Source organism: Streptomyces sp. NPDC005202, from assembly GCF_040608235.1.
Taxonomy (GTDB): domain Bacteria; phylum Actinomycetota; class Actinomycetes; order Streptomycetales; family Streptomycetaceae; genus Streptomyces.
In genome coordinates this window covers 118,040-140,039 of sequence record NZ_JBEXHW010000001.1, presented here as the reverse complement: position 1 = coordinate 140,039, position 22,000 = coordinate 118,040, and the positions used below count along the sequence as shown (strand labels likewise).

The 22,000-nt window shown below is 68.9% G+C and carries 22 protein-coding genes and 4 pseudogenes; 10 read left to right on the top strand and 16 right to left on the bottom strand.

Annotation, left to right across the window (positions count from 1 at the left end; translation table 11 throughout):
• Nucleotides 1-169: 169 nt before the first annotated feature.
• From ABZV31_RS00625 to ABZV31_RS00615, 3 genes are all read left to right on the top strand, one after another.
• Nucleotides 170-385 (top strand): hypothetical protein, encoded by a 216-nt coding sequence (locus ABZV31_RS00625; RefSeq protein ID WP_355886190.1) that lies wholly within the window; start codon nt 170-172, stop codon nt 383-385.
• An 84-nt stretch (nt 386-469) separates the two neighbouring features.
• Complete coding sequence (locus ABZV31_RS00620) at nt 470-1,639, top strand: serine hydrolase domain-containing protein (RefSeq protein ID WP_355886187.1); 1,170 nt, start codon at nt 470-472, stop codon at nt 1,637-1,639.
• 187 nt (nt 1,640-1,826) lie between these two features.
• Nucleotides 1,827-2,252, top strand: a complete 426-nt coding sequence (locus tag ABZV31_RS00615) for a hypothetical protein (protein ID WP_355886185.1) — start codon at nt 1,827-1,829, stop codon at nt 2,250-2,252.
• A 14-nt stretch (nt 2,253-2,266) separates the two neighbouring features.
• Here ABZV31_RS00615 and ABZV31_RS00610 read toward each other — a convergent pair.
• From ABZV31_RS00610 to ABZV31_RS00600, 3 genes and pseudogenes are all read right to left on the bottom strand, one after another.
• Nucleotides 2,267-2,404: pseudogene (locus ABZV31_RS00610) on the bottom strand (TetR/AcrR family transcriptional regulator); the annotation flags it as partial.
• A pseudogene (locus ABZV31_RS00605) lies at nt 2,394-2,528 on the bottom strand (LysE family translocator); the annotation flags it as partial. The pseudogenes ABZV31_RS00605 and ABZV31_RS00610, both read right to left, overlap by 11 nt.
• Before the next feature lie 83 nt (nt 2,529-2,611).
• Nucleotides 2,612-3,994, bottom strand: a complete 1,383-nt coding sequence (locus ABZV31_RS00600; RefSeq protein ID WP_355886184.1) for a glycine--tRNA ligase — start codon at nt 3,992-3,994, stop codon at nt 2,612-2,614.
• Nucleotides 3,995-4,178: 184 nt separating this feature from the next.
• Here ABZV31_RS00600 and ABZV31_RS00595 point away from each other — a divergent pair, with 184 nt between their 5' ends.
• The 4 genes from ABZV31_RS00595 to ABZV31_RS00580 are packed head-to-tail and all read left to right on the top strand — an operon-like array spanning nt 4,179 to nt 7,307.
• Complete coding sequence (locus tag ABZV31_RS00595) at nt 4,179-5,135, top strand: metal ABC transporter substrate-binding protein (protein ID WP_355886182.1); 957 nt, start codon at nt 4,179-4,181, stop codon at nt 5,133-5,135.
• A gap of 26 nt (nt 5,136-5,161) precedes the next feature.
• Nucleotides 5,162-5,929, top strand: a complete 768-nt coding sequence (locus ABZV31_RS00590) for a metal ABC transporter ATP-binding protein (protein WP_355887525.1) — start codon at nt 5,162-5,164, stop codon at nt 5,927-5,929.
• Nucleotides 5,929-6,831 (top strand): metal ABC transporter permease, encoded by a 903-nt coding sequence (locus ABZV31_RS00585; RefSeq protein ID WP_355886179.1) that lies wholly within the window; start codon nt 5,929-5,931, stop codon nt 6,829-6,831. The genes ABZV31_RS00590 and ABZV31_RS00585 overlap by 1 nt, the downstream gene beginning before the upstream one ends.
• 59 nt (nt 6,832-6,890) lie before the next feature.
• Nucleotides 6,891-7,307 (top strand): transcriptional repressor, encoded by a 417-nt coding sequence (locus ABZV31_RS00580; RefSeq protein ID WP_355886177.1) that lies wholly within the window; start codon nt 6,891-6,893, stop codon nt 7,305-7,307.
• Between the two features lie 9 nt (nt 7,308-7,316).
• On the opposite strand, the gene ABZV31_RS00575 is transcribed toward ABZV31_RS00580, so the two are convergent.
• The 5 genes from ABZV31_RS00575 to ABZV31_RS00555 form a co-directional block, all read right to left on the bottom strand.
• A complete protein-coding gene (locus tag ABZV31_RS00575) occupies nt 7,317-7,856 on the bottom strand; it encodes a hypothetical protein (protein ID WP_355886174.1) in 540 nt (179 codons plus the stop codon).
• 68 nt (nt 7,857-7,924) lie between these two features.
• Nucleotides 7,925-8,758, bottom strand: a complete 834-nt coding sequence (locus tag ABZV31_RS00570) for an isoprenyl transferase (protein ID WP_355886171.1) — start codon at nt 8,756-8,758, stop codon at nt 7,925-7,927.
• 27 nt (nt 8,759-8,785) lie between these two features.
• Nucleotides 8,786-9,535 (bottom strand): DNA repair protein RecO, encoded by a 750-nt coding sequence (gene recO, locus ABZV31_RS00565; RefSeq protein ID WP_355886168.1) that lies wholly within the window; start codon nt 9,533-9,535, stop codon nt 8,786-8,788.
• 72 nt (nt 9,536-9,607) lie between these two features.
• Nucleotides 9,608-9,826 (bottom strand): hypothetical protein, encoded by a 219-nt coding sequence (locus ABZV31_RS00560; protein WP_355886166.1) that lies wholly within the window; start codon nt 9,824-9,826, stop codon nt 9,608-9,610.
• Nucleotides 9,826-10,074 (bottom strand): hypothetical protein, encoded by a 249-nt coding sequence (locus ABZV31_RS00555; RefSeq protein ID WP_355886163.1) that lies wholly within the window; start codon nt 10,072-10,074, stop codon nt 9,826-9,828. The genes ABZV31_RS00560 and ABZV31_RS00555 overlap by 1 nt, the downstream gene beginning before the upstream one ends.
• 116 nt (nt 10,075-10,190) lie before the next feature.
• On the opposite strand from ABZV31_RS00555, the pseudogene ABZV31_RS00550 reads away from it, so the two are divergent.
• Nucleotides 10,191-10,957 (top strand): annotated as a pseudogene (locus ABZV31_RS00550) (helix-turn-helix transcriptional regulator); the annotation flags it as partial.
• A 426-nt stretch (nt 10,958-11,383) separates the two neighbouring features.
• Here the strand turns inward: ABZV31_RS00550 and ABZV31_RS00545 are convergent.
• The 6 genes from ABZV31_RS00545 to ABZV31_RS00520 form a co-directional block, all read right to left on the bottom strand.
• Nucleotides 11,384-12,397: a DUF6879 family protein gene (locus ABZV31_RS00545; RefSeq protein ID WP_355886160.1), complete on the bottom strand. Its 1,014-nt coding sequence runs from the start codon at nt 12,395-12,397 to the stop codon at nt 11,384-11,386.
• Nucleotides 12,398-12,436: 39 nt separating this feature from the next.
• The gene (locus tag ABZV31_RS00540; protein ID WP_355886157.1) at nt 12,437-13,405 is read right to left on the bottom strand and encodes an SCO2521 family protein; all 969 of its coding nucleotides are present in this window, start codon (nt 13,403-13,405) and stop codon (nt 12,437-12,439) included.
• Nucleotide 13,406: 1 nt separating this feature from the next.
• A complete protein-coding gene (locus ABZV31_RS00535) occupies nt 13,407-14,390 on the bottom strand; it encodes an SCO2522 family protein (RefSeq protein ID WP_355886154.1) in 984 nt (327 codons plus the stop codon).
• Entirely contained in the window at nt 14,387-15,304 is a 918-nt protein-coding gene (locus ABZV31_RS00530; RefSeq protein ID WP_355887522.1) for an SCO2523 family variant P-loop protein, read from the bottom strand. The genes ABZV31_RS00535 and ABZV31_RS00530 overlap by 4 nt, the downstream gene beginning before the upstream one ends.
• A 2-nt stretch (nt 15,305-15,306) precedes the next feature.
• The gene (locus ABZV31_RS00525; RefSeq protein WP_355886151.1) at nt 15,307-17,148 is read right to left on the bottom strand and encodes an SCO2524 family protein; all 1,842 of its coding nucleotides are present in this window, start codon (nt 17,146-17,148) and stop codon (nt 15,307-15,309) included.
• A 72-nt stretch (nt 17,149-17,220) separates the two neighbouring features.
• Nucleotides 17,221-18,012: an SCO2525 family SAM-dependent methyltransferase gene (locus tag ABZV31_RS00520; RefSeq protein ID WP_355886148.1), complete on the bottom strand. Its 792-nt coding sequence runs from the start codon at nt 18,010-18,012 to the stop codon at nt 17,221-17,223.
• Nucleotides 18,013-18,273: 261 nt separating this feature from the next.
• On the opposite strand from ABZV31_RS00520, the gene ABZV31_RS00515 reads away from it, so the two are divergent.
• Complete coding sequence (locus ABZV31_RS00515; RefSeq protein ID WP_355886146.1) at nt 18,274-18,807, top strand: GNAT family N-acetyltransferase; 534 nt, start codon at nt 18,274-18,276, stop codon at nt 18,805-18,807.
• A 36-nt stretch (nt 18,808-18,843) separates the two neighbouring features.
• On the opposite strand, the pseudogene ABZV31_RS00510 reads toward ABZV31_RS00515, so the two are convergent.
• A pseudogene (locus ABZV31_RS00510) lies at nt 18,844-19,301 on the bottom strand (protein phosphatase).
• 58 nt (nt 19,302-19,359) lie between these two features.
• Nucleotides 19,360-20,106, bottom strand: a complete 747-nt coding sequence (locus ABZV31_RS00505) for a FadR/GntR family transcriptional regulator (protein ID WP_355886144.1) — start codon at nt 20,104-20,106, stop codon at nt 19,360-19,362.
• 256 nt (nt 20,107-20,362) lie between these two features.
• Between ABZV31_RS00505 and ABZV31_RS00500 the strand changes: the two genes are divergently transcribed.
• Complete coding sequence (locus tag ABZV31_RS00500) at nt 20,363-21,994, top strand: ABC transporter substrate-binding protein (RefSeq protein WP_355886142.1); 1,632 nt, start codon at nt 20,363-20,365, stop codon at nt 21,992-21,994.
• The last annotated feature ends 6 nt before the right edge of the window (nt 21,995-22,000 follow it).

Sequence of the window (22,000 nt, the reverse complement as noted above, 5' to 3'; positions counted from 1 at the left end):
TGCGGGGTCTGCTGGAAGGTGCCGCGGTCGTTGATGCGGACGGCCGGGAAGGGCCGGACATGTCAATGGTCGCACCATACGGCCAGGCAGTTCCGGACACCCCACAGGTTGGCCAACTCACCGTGAAGAGGCACCTGTTGATGTTGGTCTTGCTGCACACTCCTTGCTCATGCCGCCGAAGAAGCAGACGAACACGAGCAAGGTGAGCCGCTGGGACCAGCACGGGCGCGAGCACGTCGTACGAGTGCAGCGCACGGGCATACAGCGCACGATCAGATGTGACACCTGCGGCTGGCGAAAAGGGGCGCAGTTCCTGGCCTGGCTGAAGGCGGAGGAGCACCTGGCCGAGGCGCATCAGGCGACGGTGGACCCGACGGCGGCGTAACGGCCTCCGCCGGGTCCGATGACTTCCGGCCTCGGCAGGAGTCGTACGTACGACTGCGACCGCGACCGACCGGAAGGCCCACCGATGAGCGAACTGCACAACACCCTGCGACGGTACGTCGACGACGGCACGGTGCCGGGGGCGGTGGGCCTGGTGGCCCGCGGAGACGACGTCGAGGTGGCGGCCGTGGGCTCCGTGGACACCGACGGCACCGCCCCGATGGCCCGGGACTCGATCTTCCGGATCGCCTCCATCACCAAGCCGGTCACGGCCGCGGCGCTGCTGATGCTGGTGGAGGACGGCCGGATCGGGCTGGACGACCCGGTGGACGAGTGGCTGCCGGAACTGGCGAAGCCGACAGTCGTGCGCACCCCGACGAGCCCCGTCGACGACGTCGTCCCGGCGGCCCGCCCGATCACCGTCGAGGACCTGCTCAGCTCCCGCACCGGCTGGGGCTTCCCGTCCGACTTCTCGCTCCCGGCGGTGCAGGCGCTGTTCGGGGTGCAGAAGGACGGCCGCGCGCTGCAGGCGTGGCCGGACCCCGACACCTGGGTGGCCGAACTCGCCCGGGTGCCGCTGCTGTACCAGCCGGGCGAGGCATGGCTGTACGACACCTCCTCCAACCTCCAGGGCATCCTGATCGCCCGGGTGTCGGGCCGTACGCTCCCGGAGTTCCTGGCCGAGCGGATCTTCGAGCCGCTGGGCATGACGGACACGGCGTTCGAGGTCCCGGCGGCCAAGCGCGACCGCTTCACGAGCTACTACCGCACGGACGGACCAGGCGCCCTGGAACTGGCGGACACCCCGGACGGCGACTGGAGCAGGATCCCGGCGTTCCCCTCGGGCGGCGGGGGCCTGACCTCCACCGCTGACGACTGGCTGGCCTTCGCCCGCATGCTCCTGAACGGCGGCACGGCGCACGGCCACCGCCTCCTGAGCCCCACCTCGGTGAGCCGTATGACGACGAATCACCTCACCGCACGCCAGCGCGAGATCGGCAGCCTCTTCCTCGAGGGCCAGGGCTGGGGCTACGGCGGCCAGGTCGACGTCGCACCCGCCGACCCCTGGAACGTCCCCGGCCGCTACGGCTGGGTCGGCGGCACCGGCACGTCCGCCCACCTCGTCCCACCGACCGGCAAGGTCACGATCCTGCTGACCCAGGTGGCCATGCAGAACCCGACGCCGACACGGCTGATGCGTGACTTCTGGCGGGTGACCGCCATGACGGAGAGTACAGACCAAGAGGAGAGGTAAGAAAAATGTAAGTGGGCTGCCCTCCCTGACCTGCAGCTTTCGCTAACACAACGGCCTTTCTTCACCGCGTCCGCCCCGATCCGAGTGGCCGCTCCGACGAACCCGGGAAAACCTGGAGGGGCGCGATCGGCCCGGCCGGGCACGCTCGCGCCGCAGGGGGAAATCCGTCGATCACCGGGAGTCCGCCATGAACTGCACCCTCCGCAGTCGCTGTGTCCGTACGCTCGCCGCCGGCACCCTGTCCGCCGCGCTGGTGTCGGCCGGCTCGGCCGGGGCCTTCGCCGCCAGCAGCACGCCGAGCCCGAAGCCGAGCATGACGCACAGCACCTCGCCGACCACCAAGGCCTCGATCAACGTCAAGGCCGATCGGACCACCGTGAAGGCCGGGCAGACGGTGATGTTCACGGGGCGCATCGCAGGTCTGAAGACCGGGACCCCGCTGGTCCTCCAGCATCAGTACAACGGCAAGTGGACCACGCTTTACGCCGGCACCATGGTGAAGAAGGGCAACAGCTACTCCCTCGCCGCCAAGCTCAACACCAAGGGCACGGAACATCTGCGGGTGGCGTCCGGCACGGCGCACTCCCCGACCGTGACCGTGAAGGTGACCTGAGGCCTGAGGGCGGTCTAGGGCCGCAGGCCCCGTAGCACCAGGTCCACCACCGCGTCGAACTCGTCCTCGATCCCCGGCCGCTCCCACTCCCGTGCGTAACACGGGTCATGGAAGCGGCCGGTGGCGTGGAAGAGGGCGCGGGCCGAGCGTGCAGCCGACGGCCGCGACGACGCTCGCACGGCGCCCGCGGGAGAGTCCGGCAGCGAGCGTGTAGACGACCCCGGTACCGAGGGTGGCGACGACGACGAGGGTGGTCAGCAGGAAGGCGATGCTCATGCGGCCACCCTGATCGCGCTGCGGCCCTTGATACAGGTCCAAAGCGGTACCCGTATCAAGGGCCAATGAGGGGTGCGCGGTGCCTAGCAGCCGACCAGGCGCCCGGCCAGGTAGCCCTCGATCTGGTCCAGCGACACCCGCTCCTGCTTCATGGAGTCGCGCTCACGAACGGTGACCGCGTTGTCCTCCAGCGTGTCGAAGTCGACCGTCACGCAGTACGGCGTGCCGATCTCGTCCTGGCGGCGGTAGCGGCGGCCGATGGCGCCGGCGTCGTCGAACTCGATGTTCCAGTGCTGGCGCAGGGTCTGGGCCAGGCCCTTGGCCTTCGGGGACAGCTCCGGGTTGCGGGACAGCGGGAGCACCGCGACCTTCACCGGGGCCAGGCGGTGGTCCAGGCGCAGCACCGTGCGCTTCTCCATCTTGCCCTTGGCGTTGGGCGCCTCGTCCTCGACGTAGGCGTCGAGGAGGAAGGCGAGCATCGCCCGGCCGACACCGGCCGCGGGCTCGATGACGTACGGCGTCCAGCGCTCGCCGGCCTCCTGGTCGAAGTAGGAGAGGTCCTGGCCGGAGGCCTTCGAGTGCGCCGTCAGGTCGTAGTCCGTGCGGTTGGCGACACCCTCGAGCTCGCCCCACTCGTTGCCGCCGAAGTTGAAGCGGTACTCGATGTCGGCGGTGCGCTTGGAGTAGTGGGAGAGCTTCTCCTTCGGGTGCTCGTACCAGCGCATGTTCTCCTCACGGAGACCCAGGCCGGTGTACCAGTTCCAGCGCTGCTCCATCCAGTACTCGTGCCACTTCTCGTCCTCGCCCGGCTTGACGAAGAACTCCATCTCCATCTGCTCGAACTCGCGGGTGCGGAAGATGAAGTTGCCCGGCGTGATCTCGTTGCGGAACGACTTGCCCATCTGGGCGATGCCGAACGGCGGCTTGCGGCGCGAGGTGGTCTGCACCTGGGCGAAGTTGGTGAAGATGCCCTGGGCGGTCTCGGGGCGCAGGTAGGCGATGGAGCCGGAGTCCTGCGTGGGACCGAGGTGGGTGGAGAGAAGGCCGGAGAACTGCTTGGGCTCGGTGAACTGGCCCTTGTTGCCGCAGTTCGGGCAGTTGATGTCGGCGAGGCCGTTCTCGGGGAGGCGGCCGTGCTTGGCCTCGTAGGCCTCCTCGAGGTGGTCGGCACGGAACCGCTTGTGACAGGAGGTGCACTCGGTCAGCGGGTCCGTGAAGGTGGCGACGTGGCCGGAGGCGACCCAGACCTCGGGGGCCAGGATCACGGACGAGTCGATACCGACCACGTCCTCGCGCGACGTCACCATGTAGCGCCACCACTGGCGCTTGAGGTTCTCCTTGAGCTCGACACCCAGCGGCCCGTAGTCCCAGGCGGCGCGCTGTCCACCGTAGATCTCACTGCAGGGGAATACGAAGCCACGGCGCTTGCTCAGGCTGACGATGGTGTCGATCTTGTCGGCGGCCACGGTGCTCTCTTCATTACGACGACGGGCGACGAAGCGAGACGCTTCAGAGCGAATGCTTCAGGGTACCGGCGGGTGCTCCCCCTCAATCAAATCGGTGCCGTGTACGGGGTCCGTACGGGCCTGTCACGGGGTCTTTCACGAGGCTTGTTGACAACGGTTTCCATATTTGTTGAAAATGACTGTCATGAACGTACGACGACGCCTCATATCCTGGACCGCGGTCGCGGCAGCCACCGCTCTCGGCCTCGGAGCCCTCTCCGGCTGCTCCTCCAGCACCGCAGCAGGCAATACGGGCAAGTTCGACGTCGTCGCGTCGTTCTACCCGTTGGCCTTCCTCGCCGAGCAGATCGGCGGGAGCCACGTGCACGTCACCAGTCTGACCCAGCCCGGCCAGGAACCGCACGACCTGGAGATCAGCGCGAAGCAGACCGCGCAGCTCCAGGAGTCCGACGCGGTGCTCTACCTCAAGAACCTCCAGCCCTCCGTGGACGACGCCGTCGCCCAGTCCGAGGTCAAGACCAAGATCGACGCCGCCTCCCTGACCACCCTGGAGGATCACGGCAACGAGGTCGGCGGCCACGCGGCCGCGCACGACACGCACCAGGGCGAGGAGTCCGGCGGCAAGGACCCGCACATCTGGCTCGACCCGGTCAGATACGCCCAGGTGGCACAAGGCGTCGGCAGGGCCTTCGAGAAGGCCGACCCGGACCACGCGGCCGACTACGAGAAGAACACCGCGGCCCTGGTCAAGAAGCTCGACGGCCTCAACACCCGGTACCGGACCGGGCTGAGGAACACGAAGAACAAGGTCTTCGTCACCACCCACGCCGCCTTCGGCTACCTCGCCGAGCGCTACGGCCTGACCGAGGAGGCCATCAATGGCCTCGACCCCGAGTCCGAGCCCAGCGCGGCCCGGGTGAAGGACCTGGAGCGGCTGGCGCGGGCCGACGGCGTCACGACGGTGTTCTACGAGACGCTCGTCAGCGACAAGACCGCGAAGACCGTCGCCAAGGACGCGAACCTGAAGACGGACGTCCTCGACCCGATCGAGGGCATCACCTCCAAGTCCCGCGGCAGCGACTACTTCCAGGTCATGGAGTCCAACCTCAAGGCCCTGCAGAAGGCCCTGGGAACCAAGTGATCGTTACGGAGGGCGTCATGGACGTCATGGGCGAGCCCGTCATATCCCTGCGCGGCATCCGCGCCGAGCTGGGCTCGCGCCCCGTCCTGCGCGGCATCGACCTCACCGTGCACCGCGGTGAGGTCGTCGCCCTGCTCGGCGCGAACGGCTCCGGCAAGTCGACGGCCGTGCGCAGCATCATCGGCCAGGTGCCGGTCAGCTCCGGCGAGATCGAGCTGTTCGGCACCCCGCAGCGCCGCTTCCGCGACTGGGCGCGCGTGGGGTACGTCCCGCAGCGCACCACGGCCGCGGGCGGTGTCCCGGCGACGGTGACGGAGATCGTCTCCTCGGGCCGCCTGTCCCGCACCCGCTTCGGCGTCTTCCGCAAGGCGGACCACGCGGCCGTACGGCGGGCGCTGGACATGGTCGGCATGCCTGACCGGGCCAAGGACTCCGTGGGTGCCCTCTCGGGCGGCCAGCACCAGCGCGTGCTGATCGCCCGCGCGCTCGCCGCCGAACCCGAGCTGCTGATCATGGACGAGCCGATGGCGGGCGTCGACCTCGCGAGCCAGGAGGTGCTGGCGCGGACGCTGAGGGACCAGGTGGCATCCGGTACGACGGTCGTGCTGGTCCTGCACGAGCTCGGCCCCCTGGAGCCGCTGATCGACCGGGCCGTCGTCCTGCGCGACGGCTGCGTGCTGCACGACGGCCCGCCGCCCCAGGCGGTCGGCCAGCACGCCCTGCCCGGCCACGACCACGTACACCCGCACGACGCCACGGGCGTCGAACCGATCCGCACGGGACTGCTGAGCTGATGGACTTCCTGAACTACGCCTTCATGCAGCGGGCCCTGCTCGCCGCCGTCCTGGTCGGCATCACCGCGCCGGCCGTCGGCATCTACCTCGTACAGCGCCGACAGGCCCTGATGGGCGACGGCATCGGGCACGTGGCGATGACGGGTGTCGGCCTCGGCTTCCTGCTGTCCACCTCCCCGGTGTGGATGGCGACGGCCGTGTCGGTGCTGGGCGCGGTCCTGATGGAGCTGATCCGCTGGTACGGACGCACCCGCGGCGACATCGCCCTCGCCATGCTCTTCTACGGCGGCATGGCCGGCGGCGTCATGTTCATCAACCTCGCGCCGAGCGGCTCGAACGCGAACCTGACGTCGTACCTCTTCGGCTCGCTCTCGACGGTCTCACACTCGGACGTCGTGGCGATCTGCCTGCTGGCGGCCTTCGTCGTCCTGGTCACCCTGGGCCTGCGCCGCCAGCTGTTCGCGGTGAGCCAGGACGAGGAGTTCGCGCGGGTGACGGGCCTGCCGGTGCGCGCCCTGAACCTGCTGACGGCCGTCACCGCGGCGGTGACCGTCACCGTCGCGATGCGGGTGGTCGGCCTGCTGCTGGTCAGCGCGCTGATGGTGGTCCCGGTGGCGGCGGCCCAGCAGCTGAGCCGCAGCTTCGCGGCCACGTTCGCGATCGCCGTCGCCATCGGCGTGAGCGTGACGATCGGCGGCACGATCACGTCGTACTACCAGGATGTGCCGCCCGGCGCGACGATCGTGCTGCTGACCATCGCGGCGTTCATCGCGCTGACGGCCCTGGCCACACCGCTGGCCCGGCGCCGCGCGCGGGCGCTCGCCGAAGCGCAGCCCGCCGGGGACCCGGCGGAGTGCGCGATTCCAGCCACGCGGGGGGCCGCCGACGAGGTCGGCGCCTGACCGCGCACAGCCCGGGCTGGCACAATGGCCCGGCAGGCGCAGACGTGAGGAGGCAACCGGTGACGACCGCAGGACCGCCCGTGAAGGGCCGCGCCACTCGGCAGCGTGCCGCTGTCGCGGCGGCCCTCGACGAGGTCGACGAGTTCCGCAGCGCGCAGGAGCTCCACGACATGCTCAAGCACAAGGGCGACTCGGTCGGACTCACCACCGTCTACCGCACCCTGCAGTCCCTCGCCGAGGCCGGCGAGGTCGACGTCCTGCGCACCTCCGACGGCGAGTCGGTCTACCGCCGCTGCTCGACGGGCGAACACCACCACCACCTCGTCTGCCGCATCTGCGGCAAGGCCGTCGAGGTCGAGGGGCCGGCCGTGGAGAAGTGGGCGGAGGCGATCGCCGCCGAGCACGGCTACGTCAACGTCGCCCACACGGTGGAGATCTTCGGCACCTGCGCGGAGTGCGCGGCGGCCGAGGGCTGAGAGCAGGGTTCAGACGCGGGGCAGGTGGCGGTCCAGCACGGCCCGCAGCCGGTCCACGTCCTCCGCGGTGCGCACGCCCCGCTTGACGATCACCATCGCGCAGTATCCGACGCGGTCGGGGCTGCGCAGGACGAAGTAGCGGTCGGACGCGGCGTAGCTGCCGTAGTTGGGCCACCACCTGCGCGCGTCGACGTGGGCGCTCACCGTCCGCACGCCGTCTTCGCCGACGGTCACCCGCACCAGCCCGTGGTGCTGGTTCGCCTTCACCAGCTTGCCGGCCGACATGCGGGGTGCGCGGGACATCAGCACCGGCCACACGACGAACATCACCCCGAACGCGACAGCGGTGTCGTCACCGCCGGGCACGCCCAGCGCCGGCTGCGCCACCCCCAGCAAGGCGACACAGGTCAGCAAGACCGGGTGATGGATCAGGGCGGCCTTGCCTCGCTTGCGCAGGATCAGCCTGACGGCGTCCGTCATGTCCTCCTGCTGGTACCCGTACTCCAGCACGACGTCGGTCCCGCGCTGCTCCGCGGTCTGTCCGGTCACGGCCCCTCCCCGGTTCTTCGGTGACGAGCCGTGACCATGAAGCAGCGCCGGACCGAGCATCTGGCCGGCTAGTCCTGCTTGCCCTCCATGGCCAGCAGCTCCTCGTTCGGAATGGCCCCGCCGAAGCGCCGGTCGCGGGAGGCGAACTCCAGGCACGCCCGCCACAGGTCACGCCGGTCGAAGTCCGGCCACAGGACGTCCTGGAAGACCATCTCGGCGTAAGCGCTCTGCCAGAGCAGGTAGTTGGAGGTGCGCTGCTCACCGCTCGGACGCAGGAACAGGTCCACGTCCGGCATGTCCGGGTAGTACAGGTACTTCTGGATGGTCTTCTCGGTGACCTTCGCCGGGTCGAGCCGCCCGGCCTTCACGTCCTCCGCCAGCGCCTTCGCCGCATCCGCGATCTCGGCCCGGCCGCCGTAGTTCATGCAGAAGTAGAGGGTGAGCCGGTCGTTGCCCTTGGTCTGCTCCTGGGCGATCTGCAGCTCCTTGGCGACGGACTTCCACAGCCGGGGCATCCGCCCCACCCAGCGCACCCGCACCCCGAGTTCGTCGAGCTGGTCACGGGTCTTGCGGATAAAGTCGCGATTGAAGTTCATCAGGAAGCGCACCTCGTCGGGCGAGCGCTTCCAGTTCTCGGTGGAGAAGGCGTACAGGGAGATGTTCCGGACGCCGATCTCGATCGCCCCCTGCAGCACGTCCAGCACGCGCTCGGCCCCGACCTTGTGCCCTTCCGTCCTCGGCAGCCCGCGCTCCTTCGCCCACCGCCCGTTGCCGTCCATGACGATCGCCACATGGTCGGGAACCAGCTCGCCGGGGAGCTTCGGCGCGCGGGCACCGGACGGATGCGGCTCCGGCGTCCTGTACTCGCGGCGCTGGCGCCCCAGGATCCCGCGTACGGCCATGTGCTTCTCGTCTCCTCGTGCTCGTTTCTAGGACTTCTCTACGTAACGCAGGGAGCGCAGCCCGCGCTCCAGATGCCAGTGCAGGTAGGCGGACACCAGCCCGCTGCCCTCCCGCACGTACCGCGGCTCGCACGCGTCCGCGGTCTCCCAGTCTCCCGTGAGCAGCGCGCCGAGCAGTTCCAGGGCCTGCGGCGAGGGTACGACGCTGCCGGGCACCCGGCAGTCGACGCAGACGGAGCCCCCGGACGCCACCGAGAAGAAGCGGTTCGGCCCGGGCATCCCGCACTTCGCGCAGTCGCTGAAGCTCGGCGCGTAGCCGTTGACGGCGAGGGAGCGCAGCAGGAAGGCGTCCAGCACGAGGTGCGGCGCATGCTCACCGCGGGCAAGCGTCCGGAGCCCGCCGATGAGCAGCAGATACTGCTGGACAGCCGGCTCCCCTTCGTGATCGGTGAACCGCTCGGCGGTCTCGAGCATGGCCGTACCGGCCGTGTAGCGCGCGTAATCGGTCACGATCCCGCCACCGTACGGAGCGATCGTCTCGCTCTGCGTGCACAGCGGCAGCCCGCGCCCCACCAGCTCGCTCCCACGCGCGAAGAACTGCACGTCCACGTGCGAGAAGGGCTCCAGCCGGGCGCCGAACTTCGACTTGGTGCGCCGCACGCCGCGGGCCACGGCGCGTACGCGTCCGTGACCGCGCGTGAGCAGCGTGATGATCCGGTCCGCCTCACCCAGCTTCTGGGTGCGCAGCACGATGCCGTCGTCGCGGAACAGACTCATGGGCCCTATTCTCGCCTACGGTCGGCATGCTCCGGGCCGGGCGGGCACCTTTCGGTCCCGCCTCCTCCCCCTTCAAGACACCTCGCCCCGGCTGCGCGCGTTGGCGTACGCGGTCGCCGCACGGAGCCGCTCCGCCTGGGTCGCGATACGCACGGCGTCCGGCTCGACGTCCCACTCCTTGCCCCCGCCGTACGGTCTCAGCTGTACGTACGGTCCCTCGTGCCCCATGACCAGCCCCACCCTCCCGGTACGGATGTCGACGGCGTACGACCCGATCGGCGGCTTCTTCATCACACCCCCGCGGCCCGCTGCGGGCGGAGGGCCGCCGCGAGCCGGGCGGCGACGTCGACGGAACAGCCACCCAATTCCACCAGCGGGCAGGGCGCCTCGCGCGCGAGACTTGCCGGATCGAGCCGGAGCGACGGCAACGTAATTCCGGCGTTAGCGAGTGCGGCCCGCAATTCCTTCACAGTTTCCTCCGCCTCTTCGACGCAGCGCGCCGAGTGTCGTCCCCCGAGTGGTACGTGTACTGCAGCCACGGTGCTCCCCTTCCTTTTCGAGTTTTACGCTTCGCGTCACCATGGTGACGCTCTGCATCTACACTCAGCAGGAGTCTGTGCTCTACAAGTGCGAGGCAGCAGAGGGGCGTTGGGCCATGGCCAACGGTTCGCGGCAGGCGGCGTGGGAGTTCTTCGGCGCGGAGCTGAAACGGCGCCGGGAGAACGCGGGATTCACTCAAGTGGAGCTGGGGGCACGGGTTTTCGTCTCCGGCGGCTACATCGGTCAATTCGAACAGGCCATCCATCCGCAAACCGCAGTTGGACGTGGCCCAGCGGATCGACGAGATCCTGTAAACCGAGGGTTTTTTTCGAGCGCACGTGGCGAAAGCTGATAGATGACAAGCGGTATGCGGATTACTTCGCCGCCGTGGTAGAGCTGGAGCGAATGGCCACCAAGCTGTGCGACTTCGCACCGGTGCTGGTACCGGGCCTGCTGCAGACGGCCGTGTACGCACGGGCCGTCACCCTGGCGACCAACCCGTTCGCCACCGATGAGTACGTCGGCGAGAAGGTCACGGCTCGCATGGAGCGGGCGCACATCCTGGACGACGCTACGAGGCCCGAGTACTGGGCGATCCTGCACGAGAACGTGGTACGCATCCCGGTCGGCGGACACGAAGTGATGGCCGACCAGTTGGAGCACATCGCTGCCCTGGCACGCGAGCGAAAGGTGCTGATCACGGTCATCCCGCACGCGGCAGGGGCGTTTGCCGCCATGGCCGGGATGATGACGCTCATGGAGTTCGAGGATGCGCCGCCAACTGCCTATACAGAAGCTGTGTATTCGGGAACTCTGCTCGACGATCCGGCCCTGGTGAAGCGGATGCGGGCGACATACGATCTGCTCAGGGCCGCCGGCCTCGTCGAGCCGACCTCCGGCACCGCTGGGCGCGGCCAGGGCGTGCCGATCGGCCATCCCGGCGCGTTGCGCGTGGTCGTGGCGTCGGCGCTGCTCGCCCCGGTGTGCGCGCTGGTCAGCCTGGGTCTCGGCGCGCTGATCCGGCACAGCGCGACCACGATGGTCCTCACCACGGGCGTGCTGCTGCTCCTGCCCGTCTTCGTCACCGAGCGCTACCACTGGACGGCATGCGTCAGGAACGCCCTCCTCTACAACGCCTGGTTCCGCCTCGTCGACCTCGGCTACGGGAACGAGCCGTTCACACCGGCTCCGCGTTATCCGACGACGGTGACGGGCGGCTGGATCGTGTTCGGGGTGTGGGTGTTCGTGGCGGCCGTCGTCGCGGTGGTCGCCGTGGACCGCCGCGACGTGTGACGTACGGCGTACGGCTCAGCCCGACGCGGCCGGCTGGACCGGCTCGGTGGGCTCGGAGGCCTCCCAGAGCACGTTGAACCGGTTGATCCGCTCCGCGACGTGCTCCCGCGTCATCTTCAGCGTGGTCTTGGCGGGCACGACCCGGACATCCGGCTCGGTCTCGTAGCACAGTTCCCCGTCGAAGATGATGAAGTCGTTCAGCGGGGTCACCTGGGCACTCGGCTCCAGCAGCGACTGGACCGCGATCCGCGCGTCGATGCCGAACCTCCGCTGCCTCTCGCAGAGTTTTCGCAGGCTCTCGGTGACGTCCTCCGGCTCGTCCACGAGGAACAGCCGCCGTACCTCCACCCTCCGCTTCTTGATCGCGTCTCCCTGCACGGCCAGATAGCGCTTGGCGGGCTCGCTGGACCAGAAGTCCCGGTCCACGTCGGTGCTCGTGGCGTAGAGCGTCTTCTTCACGCACGTGGTGAGGTCGATCAGCCACTCGTGGTTCTCGCCCGGGCAGTCCGCGCTGCCGTTGCTGAGGCTCTCCATCAGCGAGGCGAGCCGGCCGATCTCCTCCTGGGCGAAGGTCTTCACGATGTCCGAGCCCTGCTCACCGACCTGCGTGTACTTGCGGGCCAGCCGGGTCACCCCGTCGGAGCGGAGCACCGAACGGTCCACCTGGCTGAACAGCTCGGTCGCGGCGTTGATCTTGGCGAAGCTCTCGTCGACCACCTTGAGCATCTCCATGTGATGCGCGGTCAGGCGGTCCTTCATATCGCGGATGCGCTTCTTCTGGTTCTCCTCGATCCCTTCGAGCCGCTCCCCGAAGTCCACGAGGTACTGCACGATCAGCGTCGCGCTGCCGAGGATGATGGACAGGGTCCACTGCCACATGTCGCTCGACTTCTGGTTCAGGACGTTGGTCAGGAGGAACGTGCCTCCCGCCACTAAGACCGTGACCAGCGTCTTGCGGAACAGCTTCGATATGCCCTGCTCCTCGCGCTGCGACCCGTCCCGTACTTCCCCTGATGATGCTCCGCTCATGTCGGCCTCCCCCGTCGGGTGTGTGGTTCGTGCCACCCCTCAGCGCGTGCTCAGCGCCTCGTGCAGCAACGGTATGGTCTGGACGGCCAGTTGGTCGCGGATGCGCTGGACCAGGGTCTGCCACTGGCGAGTGAACCCCGGCTCCCGTTCCAACACGTCCCACAGGTGACCAAGCCTGCGGTCCACGTGCGCGCGCGGCATCCACAGATGCAGCAGGTGATCGACGGCCGGGCGCAGCGCCAGGACGGCCGAGGGGCCGTCCGCCGCGCCGAGCCGGCTGTTGTCCAGCATCTGCACGACGGTCGTCAGCAGCCAGTCGTGCAGGGCGAGGTCCTCGCACAGGCCCGCGGCCGCGGCGGCCGGGGTGTCCTCCGGCAACCGCAGCTCCACGGTCCGCAGCCCGTCCTCGGCCAGGGTGAAGCGTTCCAGCGACGGTCCCTCGCCCTCCGGGGCGCGCCGCGCGGCCCAGCGCAGATGGGTGCGCCGGGACTTGAAGGGGGCCTTGTGGTCGAGCAGCGGGTGGCGCAGCAGCTGGGCGAGCAGGCCCTCGGCGATCATCCCGAGGTCGAGTTCGCCGCGCCCGCCGCCGCGCAGGACGCCATCCGCGGTGGCCTGTTCGGGGAGCTTCCCGAAGGGCTCGACCAGGCCGGGCCGGACGAGGTAATGGCCCCAGGGGCGGCGCAGGTCGGGGCCCGTGGCCGGGGCGCTGAAGTAGGCGGTGGCCTGCAGGATGCGGCCCTCGGTGAGCGCGGCGCGGGCGGCCACCGTGCCGACGGCGCGCACCTTGGAGCCGTTCGAGGTGGGCAGGCGGCAGTCCACTCCGGTGAGGACGTCCGGGGAGAGCGCGTACAGGTTGGGCCGTTCGGAGACGCGGACGTGCTCGTCGGCGCGCAGCCTCAGCAGCTGGGCGGCGGCCCGGCCGTCCAGCGCCTGGAAGGACGGCAGCAGGCAGGTGCGCACCTCGCCGCAGGCGAGGACCGGACGCGCCGACTGTCCCGGGGGCCCCACCTCAGGTCTCCCCGTGGGAGGAGGCGCCGGCAGGCTCCTCGTAGAAGACGTACGTGGCGCGCTGCGCGACCGCGTCCGGCACCGCGACCCCCTCGCGGGCGGAGCGCTCGGCGACCTGCTGGAGCGCACCGGAGTCGACGTCTGTCTGGTCGAGGATGAGGCGTACGGCGTCCTCGACGGCCAGGAAGCGGTTCGCCATCAGGGTGCAGGTGCGGTACGCGCTGAAGGGCGCCGCGGAGGCATTGAGCTGGAGCAGCGGCGGCAGCTGGTCCCAGTCGGACGGGAAGTCGCCGCCGTTCCAGGGGCGAGCGGTCAGGACGGGCTCGCCGAGGTGGCGCAGCAGACCGAGGCGGGCCAGCTGCCAGACGGCGGCGAGGAACGGGCAGGACCACAGGCGCTGTCCCTCCTTCTCCGACCACAGCTCGACGTCCATGAACACGGAGTGGTTGCGGGCCGCGGTCTCCTGGGGCGGCTGCCAGCCGGTGACCTCGGCCATGGCGGTGCGCATGGCGGGGGTGCGCTGACCGTTGGCGAGCCAGCCGGTCCGGCTGACGGGCGGGCGGGAGCCGTAGCTGCCCGGCGGCGGCGACTCGACGAGGCGGTGCATCACGGCCTCGGCCAGCTCGATCTTGTCGGCGACGGCGCAGCCCGACTCGCGAGCCAGGTAGTCGATGACCAGGCCGGCCCGCTCGGCCTCTTCGAGCACCACGGGGATCAGTTCGGCGGGGGTGGAGAAGCGGGTGAAGTAGTCGTCGATGAGGAAGCAGGTGCTGATGCGGGGCCGCTTGCCGCCGTTGCGGCGGGCGGCGGAGGCGCGGGCGGCGTCCACCCAGATCCGTACCTCGGCGAAGTGCTCGCGCAGCCGCTCGGGGCCCGCCTCGAAGTCCTCCATGTAGAGGTGGCCCAGCTCCAGGGAGAGGTGGGACAGCGGTACGGACTGGGTGCGGGGCTCTGCGGTGGTCTCCCGGAACACAGCTTCCGTCACGGCTGCTCCCAGTACTTGTCATCGGTCAGCCGTCCCGCCAGCTCGCTCAGTGCCTCCCACGTCTCCCTGTTGGCGATCTGGCTGTCTAGCACGTCCTCGTCGGTGATGAGCTGCTCGCGCCACTGCAGGACGGGCTCCAGCGGCACGGAGCCGAGGACCTGGCTGTAGCCGATGCCTTGGGCGGAGGCGAGCCGCTTGAGGTCGGCGTCGCACTCGCGCATCCACGCCGACTGGGTGGCCGAGACCTGGGACCACAGCGGGGACTCCGGGTCGGGTACGGCGGCCCGTACGAAGCGGACGACGTTCCGCAGCGCGTCCTCGTCGTGGCCCCGGTCCTTGCCTCCGGCCACGATGCCTCGTTTACCGAAGACCAGGTTGGCCGCGGCCGCCACGTGCTGGTGGGTCCAGCGGTGGAAGACGAGCCAGCGCGCCTCGACGCCGCGCATCTCGCGCTGCGAGGTGGCCGCCAGGACCATGTCGACGGCGTAGCTGCGGCCGGCGCTGAGGTCGACGACGATGATTTCGAACTCACTGTTGAGGCGCAGCAGCAGGTCCACGCAGAGGCGCAGATTGTCCTCGGTGGTGGCGAACTCGCCGCCGCTGAGGTCGCCGGGCATCAGCACCAGACGGCCGGCGCCGGGCGGCCGGTTGCGCAGCACCGGGTGCTCGGTCTCCGACCAGACGTCGATCCGGAAGGGCTCGCTGACCCCGCCCTCCAGATAGGTGTGCAGGCCCCGGTCCTCGGAGGCCCGGCGTGCGTGGGACACGTCGAAGACGGCCGCCGCGGTGGGCGAGCCGAAGTCGAAGTCCAGGTAGCAGACGTCGTCACCGGCCAGCGCCCGGTGGTAGGCGAGGTTGGCGCTGGTGACGGAGCGGCCGGTGCCTCCCTTGTCGGAGGCCGCGAAGACGAGCACGGTCACACCCCCTGGGCCGCGGCTTCCCGGGCCCGGGCGAGGGCGTCGAGTTGTCCGAGTACATCGAGCGTCAACGAGCAGGCGGTGCCCGGCTGTTCGTCCACGAGTCTGCGGGCGCGCCGCAACTTGACCTCGATGCTCCTGAGTTCCATCCCGCGGTTGCCTTCGGAGGCCGGTGCGGGCTCCATCTGTTCGTTGCCGAGGAGGTGGGTGGACTCGCTGAGCAACGCCCGTGCCATTTTGGTCAGTTCGGTGCTGCGGATCGGCGGCTGCCGGTACATGTGGTGGACCGCGACCATGACCTCGGTGACGCGTTCCGTGATGCTCCAGGAGACCGGGCCGTCGTAGGCCGGCGAGTCGGGGTAGGCGGCGTGGACGTTGTCCCACAGTCCGGCGCCCTCGCCGTCGCGGATGCGGCGCCGCCACAGGTGGCCGAAGATGTCCTCGGCGAGCCTGAGCAGCCGGTCGTGCGAGCTGAGGTTGCGGGAGAGCGTGCACAGCTGGATGGTCCGCTTGAGCAGCTGCGCCGAGAAGTCGGTCATGGTCCACTGCATGGGCGGACCGATGCGTTCGCTGCCCTGCAGCGGCAGAGTGACGCCGGGGTTGTGCAGTTGGACCATGGGGTCGTCGCGCAGCATGCGGCTGGTGATGCGGCCGCGTTCGGCGAGGCGTTCCATGACGCTGACGGTGCGGGTCAGGTCGTCGTCAGTGGCGCGGCGCCGCATCAGGTCGTGGACGAGGATGGCGCCGACGGAGAGGGAGAAGTACTCCGACTCCAGCTTCTGGCCGGTGGTGCGCCAGGGGATGTCCTCCAGGGGCCAGCGGTCGGCGTCGAAGCGCGCGATGCCCGACCAGAACTGTTGGGTGATCTCCCAGCGCAGTCGTAATGCCTCGGCGAGCTTCTGCTGTTCGGCGTTGAGCAGGCCCAGGGTGAGCGTGCGGTCGGAGAACAGGTCCTGGATGCCGTCCAGGGCGACCACGGTGAAGTAGAGGTACGGCACGGGGTTGGCGACGCCCTCGGGCTGCGGCCCGATCGGTTCGTCGGTCTCCACCTCGGGCGCGTCCTTGACGATGCTCCAGCCCCAACCGCACTCGAAGAGCTGGCTCTCGTCCTTGAGGCCCTCCTCGACGTCGACACCGAGGACGAAGCTCTCGACGATGGCGGCGCGCAGCGCCCGGAAGCGGCGCTGGAACTTCTGCAGCATGTGCCGCTGCGAAAGCCTTCCCTGGCCGAGGAGTTCGCAGAGGGTACGGCCCTGGGAGGAGTCGGTGTCGAAGACGTTGACGGTGAACGAGCGCAGCAGGCTCACCATGGCGGCGGTGAGCCGGTTGCTGGTGGCGATCCGCAGTTCCTGGATCGTCTCCTGGACGTCGCTGCGGCGGGTCTTGGACTCGTAAACCTTGAGGAAGCCCAGTGTGGCCAGGCAGAGGGTGATCGACATCGAGTACGAGTCGACCACCCCGAGCTCACGCTGTTCCTTGGTGAGGTCCTGATCCTGGTCCCCGGACAGGAAGTAGTAGCCACCGGCGAACGTGGGTCTCTTGTCGTCGCCGGTGTGCGTGCGCATGAAGCGGGCGGCGGCCGTGACGAGGTTCGCGGGGATCTCCAGCCGCCCGCCGGCCTTCCTCAGCGACTTCTGCACGTCCTCCTGTGTGGTGTCCGGGTCGTCCAGGCGGAAGGCCGGGATCTCCGTGGCCGGGTACAGGAGGCAGAGCAGCCGCTCCGCGTCGGCGACACTGCTTTCTCCGCCCCAATTACCCCATGCCCACTCTCCACCGTCGAACGAGTGGCGGGCGATCGCCTGCCAGATGTCCAGCAGATGCTGGCGTGGCTTGATCTGCATCCCATGCCCCTCACGCAGGCCGCGCTGCCGTTATTTGAGGAAGAGCCCTCTTCTGTTGTGAAGATTCGGTCCTCAACCGGTCGGAATATCGGACTCCGAATTCCGCCGGCCATAGGCGACGATCATTCCCGAATAGCCTTCGCGCACCGAGGCCGAAGCCTTGAGGCGTGTGGTCTTGAGCTCACCCACGAAAGACTCGAGGCTCTCGTACACCTCCGACTCTCCCACGTCGCACGCGGGGAAGAAATGCTCACCCGCGTGATAGCCCTTCGAATGTTCCATGAAGGCGGCGGCGAAGGGCGCACCGGGGGCCAGGGCGCGCAGGAAGCACTCGACGCCCCGCTTGAACTCCTCGTGCGAGGTGGTCATCGACTCCGCGACGAAGAACATGGTCCCCATGGACCACCGCCCCTCGTACCGCACCAGGTCGAAGAGGTTGCCCGGCTCGACCTGAACGGCCTTGCGGAACTTGGCCCTTGGGTCCATGTCGAGGGCGCCGTACGCCTCGTTCTTGCACAGGACGCGCCAGAACTGGTCCCAGTTGTCGTCGTAGGAGCCGACCTGGCTGCGGAGGTAGCGCACATTCGCGGGTGAGCGCTCGAAGAGGGTGATCTCGTCGCACCAGGGCAGCATGGCCAGTGCGGGGTAGAGGTTCGCGCCGGCACCCACGTCGATGCCCGAAACCGGTCCGGTGACGGCACGCTCTCTGAAATGATCGCCGAAATGATCGCGTACGATATGAAGGATCTCCGCGTCCTCTGCCTGTAAGTCGCGGTAATTGTGATCAACGTAGGCGATCGGGTCGAATGCAGCCCAGGATACGTCTGCATTCAGCTGTGCATCCCCCGGCGATCTGAAGGTCATTCCCTTACGGTACCAACGCCGGGGACTCCGGCGGATCCCCCTTGCACCAAGTCACAGAACAATTACGTCACGTGGGGCGCATCGAGGGCGCATCGTGGCGAATGACCTTTTGGGCCTGATCCGGCCTTGAACGGCCAGATCATCCCGCTCAAGATGGTCGGAACTCTGTCGAACACACCCGAACGACAGACAGCGCGCGTCCCACCCGTACCACCCGAACGGGTGTCAACGTGTCCTTGACTCCTTCCCGCAGGGGGCGGCATGACTGCTCTTCCAGAGGAACGTTTCCCTTCGCACGGCGGCCACACCGGCCCGGCGCTGTTCCGCGACCGGGCGTTCGTCGACCGGCCGCTGACGACGAGGGGGGTCACGGAGGAGGATCTGCCAGAACTGGTCCGGGTCGACAGGGAGGCCTTTCCGGACGAGCCGTACCCCTACTTCGTGCTGCGCCAGCTGTTCGACCTGCACGCAGACCGTCTGCTCGTCCTGGACGACGGAGATCGGCTGCATGGCTACGTCCTGTTCGTCACGACGTCGGACGGGTACCGGAGTTGGATCGTCAGCCTCGGCGTCACCCGCGACCAGCGGGGCCGGGGGCTGGGCCGTCGCCTGATGCTCGAGGTACTGCGCCGCCTGCGCGCCGAGAAGGTCCGCGAGGTCCGCCTGACGGTGGAGCCGGCGAACGCCGCCGCGATCATGCTGTACCGCTCCCTGGGCTTCTCGTCCGACGAGGGGGTACGCAAGGACTACTTCGGCGCGGACGAGGACCGGCTCATCATGACGTTGGGGTTGTGAGGCTCGGGGTGGTGCCGGGGCCGTGCGGTCCGCCGCTCATACGGTGAAGTGCCGTACGTAACGCCGCTGCCAGGGGTTTCCACGGCGTGTCGGTCGTAGTGGGCGCGGACGAACTCCACGGCCTCCCGCGGCGGTACGCCGTCCAGCACGGCGAGGCAGGCCAGCGCCGTGCCGGTACGGCCGCGGCCGCCGCCGCAGACGAGCTCGACGCGTTCGCTCGCTGCGCGGACCCACGCCTCGGTGAACAGCCGTCGCGCCTCGGTACGGTGGCCGGGCAGCCGGAAGTCCGGCCAGCGCAACCAGTCGGACTCCCAGGGGACCTCCGGCGGTTGCTTGCCGAGGAGGTACACGGCGTACATGGGGGCCGGCCCGTCCGGCAGCGGCCGGCGCAACGCCCGGCCGCGCACAAGCCGACCGGACGGCAGCCGCAGGACACCGGGGGTGCCGGGGGCCCAGGTGCAGCGCCCAGCAGCCTTCGGGTCGGGGTCGGTCATCGGTCCAGTGTCAGTCGTCGGCCCGGCGCGAGCCTGCGGTTTCGCGGGCAGCGGATCGTCACGGGTCCAGCGCCTTCCCGAACTCCCGCGCCGCCCGCGCCTCGATCCCCCGGAAATGGTCCGCCATCGCCCGCTCCGCGCCCTCCACATCACGGGCCCGCAGGGCCGTTACGATGTCGCGGTGGCGGCGGGCCGTCAGTTCCGGGGTCGTGCCGTCCGTCCAGTCGCGGGCCCGGGCGACCCGGCGGAACACCGTCCAGAACGCGCTCAGCAGCTGCGGCACGAGCGCGTTGCCCAGCGAGCCGTACAGCAACTCGTGGAACTCGCGGTCGAGTTCCGGGAAGGATTGGCCCTCGGCGCCTGCCTCCTCCATCCTCTCCACCACCGCCTCCAGGCGGTCCAGCTCCGGCTTCGAGAGTGTCGTGGCGACCCGCCGGATCAGGCCCTTCTCCAGCACTTCGCGGACCTGGAGGATCTCGTTCAGCGCGCCCATCTCGTCGTCCGGCCGGGTGAGCGTGCGGAAGGTGAGCCCGTCGACGAACGGGGTCAGCGACGCCTGCCCGACATACGTCCCGTATCCGTGTCTGATCTCCACGATGTCGAGCGCCTGCAACGCCTTGAGCGCCTCGCGGACGGAGTTCCGGCTCACCCCGAGATCCTCCATCAGCTCCGACTCGGTGGGCAGCGACGCACCGGGCCGAAGTTTGCGATCGAGGATGAGCTGCATGACCTCGCGCTGGATCCGGCTGCTCACGCGCCGCTCGGTCCTGCGCCGGTCCCCGGGCTCCTCAGACATGCGCCGCATCGTACGCGCGCGGACGTCGGACGTCCCATCTCCGGACGGATAAAACGCCAACTACCCGTATTTCACGGCGTCATTGGTCGCACCTCTGACGGCTACGCCATTCGTGCGCGAGCCCTTGACCGCCCCCACGCCCCCTCTTATGGTCACGCTGCCGCCTATGACGTAGGACGTCGTATCTCCCCAAATATCCCCAAATCTCACCATCCTCGAGCCCTGTCAGAAGCCTTCACCTCAGACCACCTTCGCTGGAGGAACCGTGCGCGACGTGACCCACGACGTGCCGGCGCTGCACCGCCGGTCGTTCCTGAAGTACACCGGCGCGCTGGGCGCGGCCGCCGCCCTCTCCTCGTCGCTGTCGGCCTGCTCGTCCGGGCCGGAGTCCACCAACGACACCGGCGGCGGGGGCAGCGGCAGCGATCGCACGCTGACCGCGGTCATCGGCTACGGCAACGACGGCAGCTGGGATCCGACACAGACGGCGTCCGCGTTCTGCATGGCCGCCAACAACCACATCTACGAGGGCCTGCTCGACACCGACCCGATCTCGCGGGAGCCGTACGCGGCGCTCGGGACGCAGGTGCCGAAGGATCTGAACAGCACATCCTGGAAGTTCACGCTGCGCCCGGGCGCGAAGTTCCACGACGGCACGCCCGTCACCGCCGACGACGTCGTCTTCGTCTTCGACCGGATCCTGGACCCGAACACCCAGACCCTCGCCAAGGGCTTCTTCGCGAGCTGGCTGAAGGAAGTCCGGAAGATCGATGCGCAGAACGTCGAGCTGGTGCTGAAGTTCCCCTTCCCGGAAGGCGTTTCGCGGCTCACCCTGGCGAAGATCATGCCGAAGCACGTCTTCTCCCGGCCCGGCGCCTGGGACGACGCGATCAAGGGTCTCGCGATCGGCTCGGGGCCGTACCGGCAGACCGCCCACCACCCGAAGTCCAACACCACCTTCGAGGCGTTCGCCGACTACAACGGGCCGCGCAAGCCCGCTTTCAAGCGCATGAACTGGCTGACGATCGTCGACGCGGCACCGCGCGTCGCGAAGATCTCGGGCAGCAACGCGGGCGCGCAGATCGCCGACAACATCCCCTACGCCAACATCGACCGGCTCAAGCACAGCGGGCTGACGGTCGCGGGCGGAGCCGGGATGAACAACCTGTTCCTGATGTTCAACACCAAGCACAAGCCCTTCGACGACGTGCGCGTCCGGCAGGCGCTGCACTACGCCATCGACACCGACAAAATGGTCGAGGTGGCGCTCAAGGGGCACGGGAAGCCGTCGTCGTCCTTCCTCAACGAGGCCAACCCCGCCTACCGCCGGGCCAGGACGGTCTACGACTACGACCCCGAGAAGGCGAAGGCGCTGCTGAGGGCCGCCGGGGTGCAGAACCTGAAAATCGACATCCTTGCCGTCAACGTGAGTTGGATCGTCGACTGCCTGCCGACCATCAAGTCCTCCTGGGACGCGATCGGCGTGGAGACGACACTCTCGCCGCAGGAGACCACAGCCGTCTTCACGAAGATGGACCAGAAGCAGGACTACCAGGTCGTCGCCGCCGCCTCCAACCCCAACCAGTTCGGCCTCGACGCCGACCTGATCATGCACTACAACTACGGCCCCGCCAACCTGTGGATGCAGTACACCCGCTGGGCCGGCAACCCCGTGGCCAAGAAGCTCTTCCAGGACATGGACCGGGCGACCCGGGAGCCGGACCCGGACCGGAAGAAGGCGATGATCCAGGACTACATCGACGTCGTCGCCGAGCAGGCCGTGCTCTACCCGGTCGTCCACAACGAGCTGATGACGGCCTGGGACCCGAGGAAGCTCACGGGCATAAGGGCCCAGCCCTACCCCGGCATCAACCTCCTCCAGGCCAAGTGGGTCTAGTCCGAG

What these genes read in the sequence shown, in the direction of transcription:
- ABZV31_RS00625 (WP_355886190.1), top strand. Translation starts at nt 170, where the DNA reads ATGCCGCCGAAGAAGCAGACGAACACGAGCAAGGTGAGCCGCTGGGAC.
- ABZV31_RS00620 (WP_355886187.1), top strand. Translation starts at nt 470, where the DNA reads ATGAGCGAACTGCACAACACCCTGCGACGGTACGTCGACGACGGCACG.
- ABZV31_RS00615 (WP_355886185.1), top strand. Translation starts at nt 1,827, where the DNA reads ATGAACTGCACCCTCCGCAGTCGCTGTGTCCGTACGCTCGCCGCCGGC.
- ABZV31_RS00595 (WP_355886182.1), top strand. Translation starts at nt 4,179, where the DNA reads ATGAACGTACGACGACGCCTCATATCCTGGACCGCGGTCGCGGCAGCC.
- ABZV31_RS00590 (WP_355887525.1), top strand. Translation starts at nt 5,162, where the DNA reads ATGGGCGAGCCCGTCATATCCCTGCGCGGCATCCGCGCCGAGCTGGGC.
- ABZV31_RS00585 (WP_355886179.1), top strand. Translation starts at nt 5,929, where the DNA reads ATGGACTTCCTGAACTACGCCTTCATGCAGCGGGCCCTGCTCGCCGCC.
- ABZV31_RS00570 (WP_355886171.1), bottom strand. Translation starts at nt 8,758, where the DNA reads ATGGCCGTACGCGGGATCCTGGGGCGCCAGCGCCGCGAGTACAGGACG.
- recO (WP_355886168.1), bottom strand. Translation starts at nt 9,535, where the DNA reads ATGAGTCTGTTCCGCGACGACGGCATCGTGCTGCGCACCCAGAAGCTG.
- ABZV31_RS00560 (WP_355886166.1), bottom strand. Translation starts at nt 9,826, where the DNA reads ATGAAGAAGCCGCCGATCGGGTCGTACGCCGTCGACATCCGTACCGGG.
- ABZV31_RS00545 (WP_355886160.1), bottom strand. Translation starts at nt 12,397, where the DNA reads ATGAGCGGAGCATCATCAGGGGAAGTACGGGACGGGTCGCAGCGCGAG.
- ABZV31_RS00525 (WP_355886151.1), bottom strand. Translation starts at nt 17,148, where the DNA reads ATGCAGATCAAGCCACGCCAGCATCTGCTGGACATCTGGCAGGCGATC.
- ABZV31_RS00520 (WP_355886148.1), bottom strand. Translation starts at nt 18,012, where the DNA reads ATGACCTTCAGATCGCCGGGGGATGCACAGCTGAATGCAGACGTATCC.
- ABZV31_RS00515 (WP_355886146.1), top strand. Translation starts at nt 18,274, where the DNA reads ATGACTGCTCTTCCAGAGGAACGTTTCCCTTCGCACGGCGGCCACACC.
- ABZV31_RS00505 (WP_355886144.1), bottom strand. Translation starts at nt 20,106, where the DNA reads ATGCGGCGCATGTCTGAGGAGCCCGGGGACCGGCGCAGGACCGAGCGG.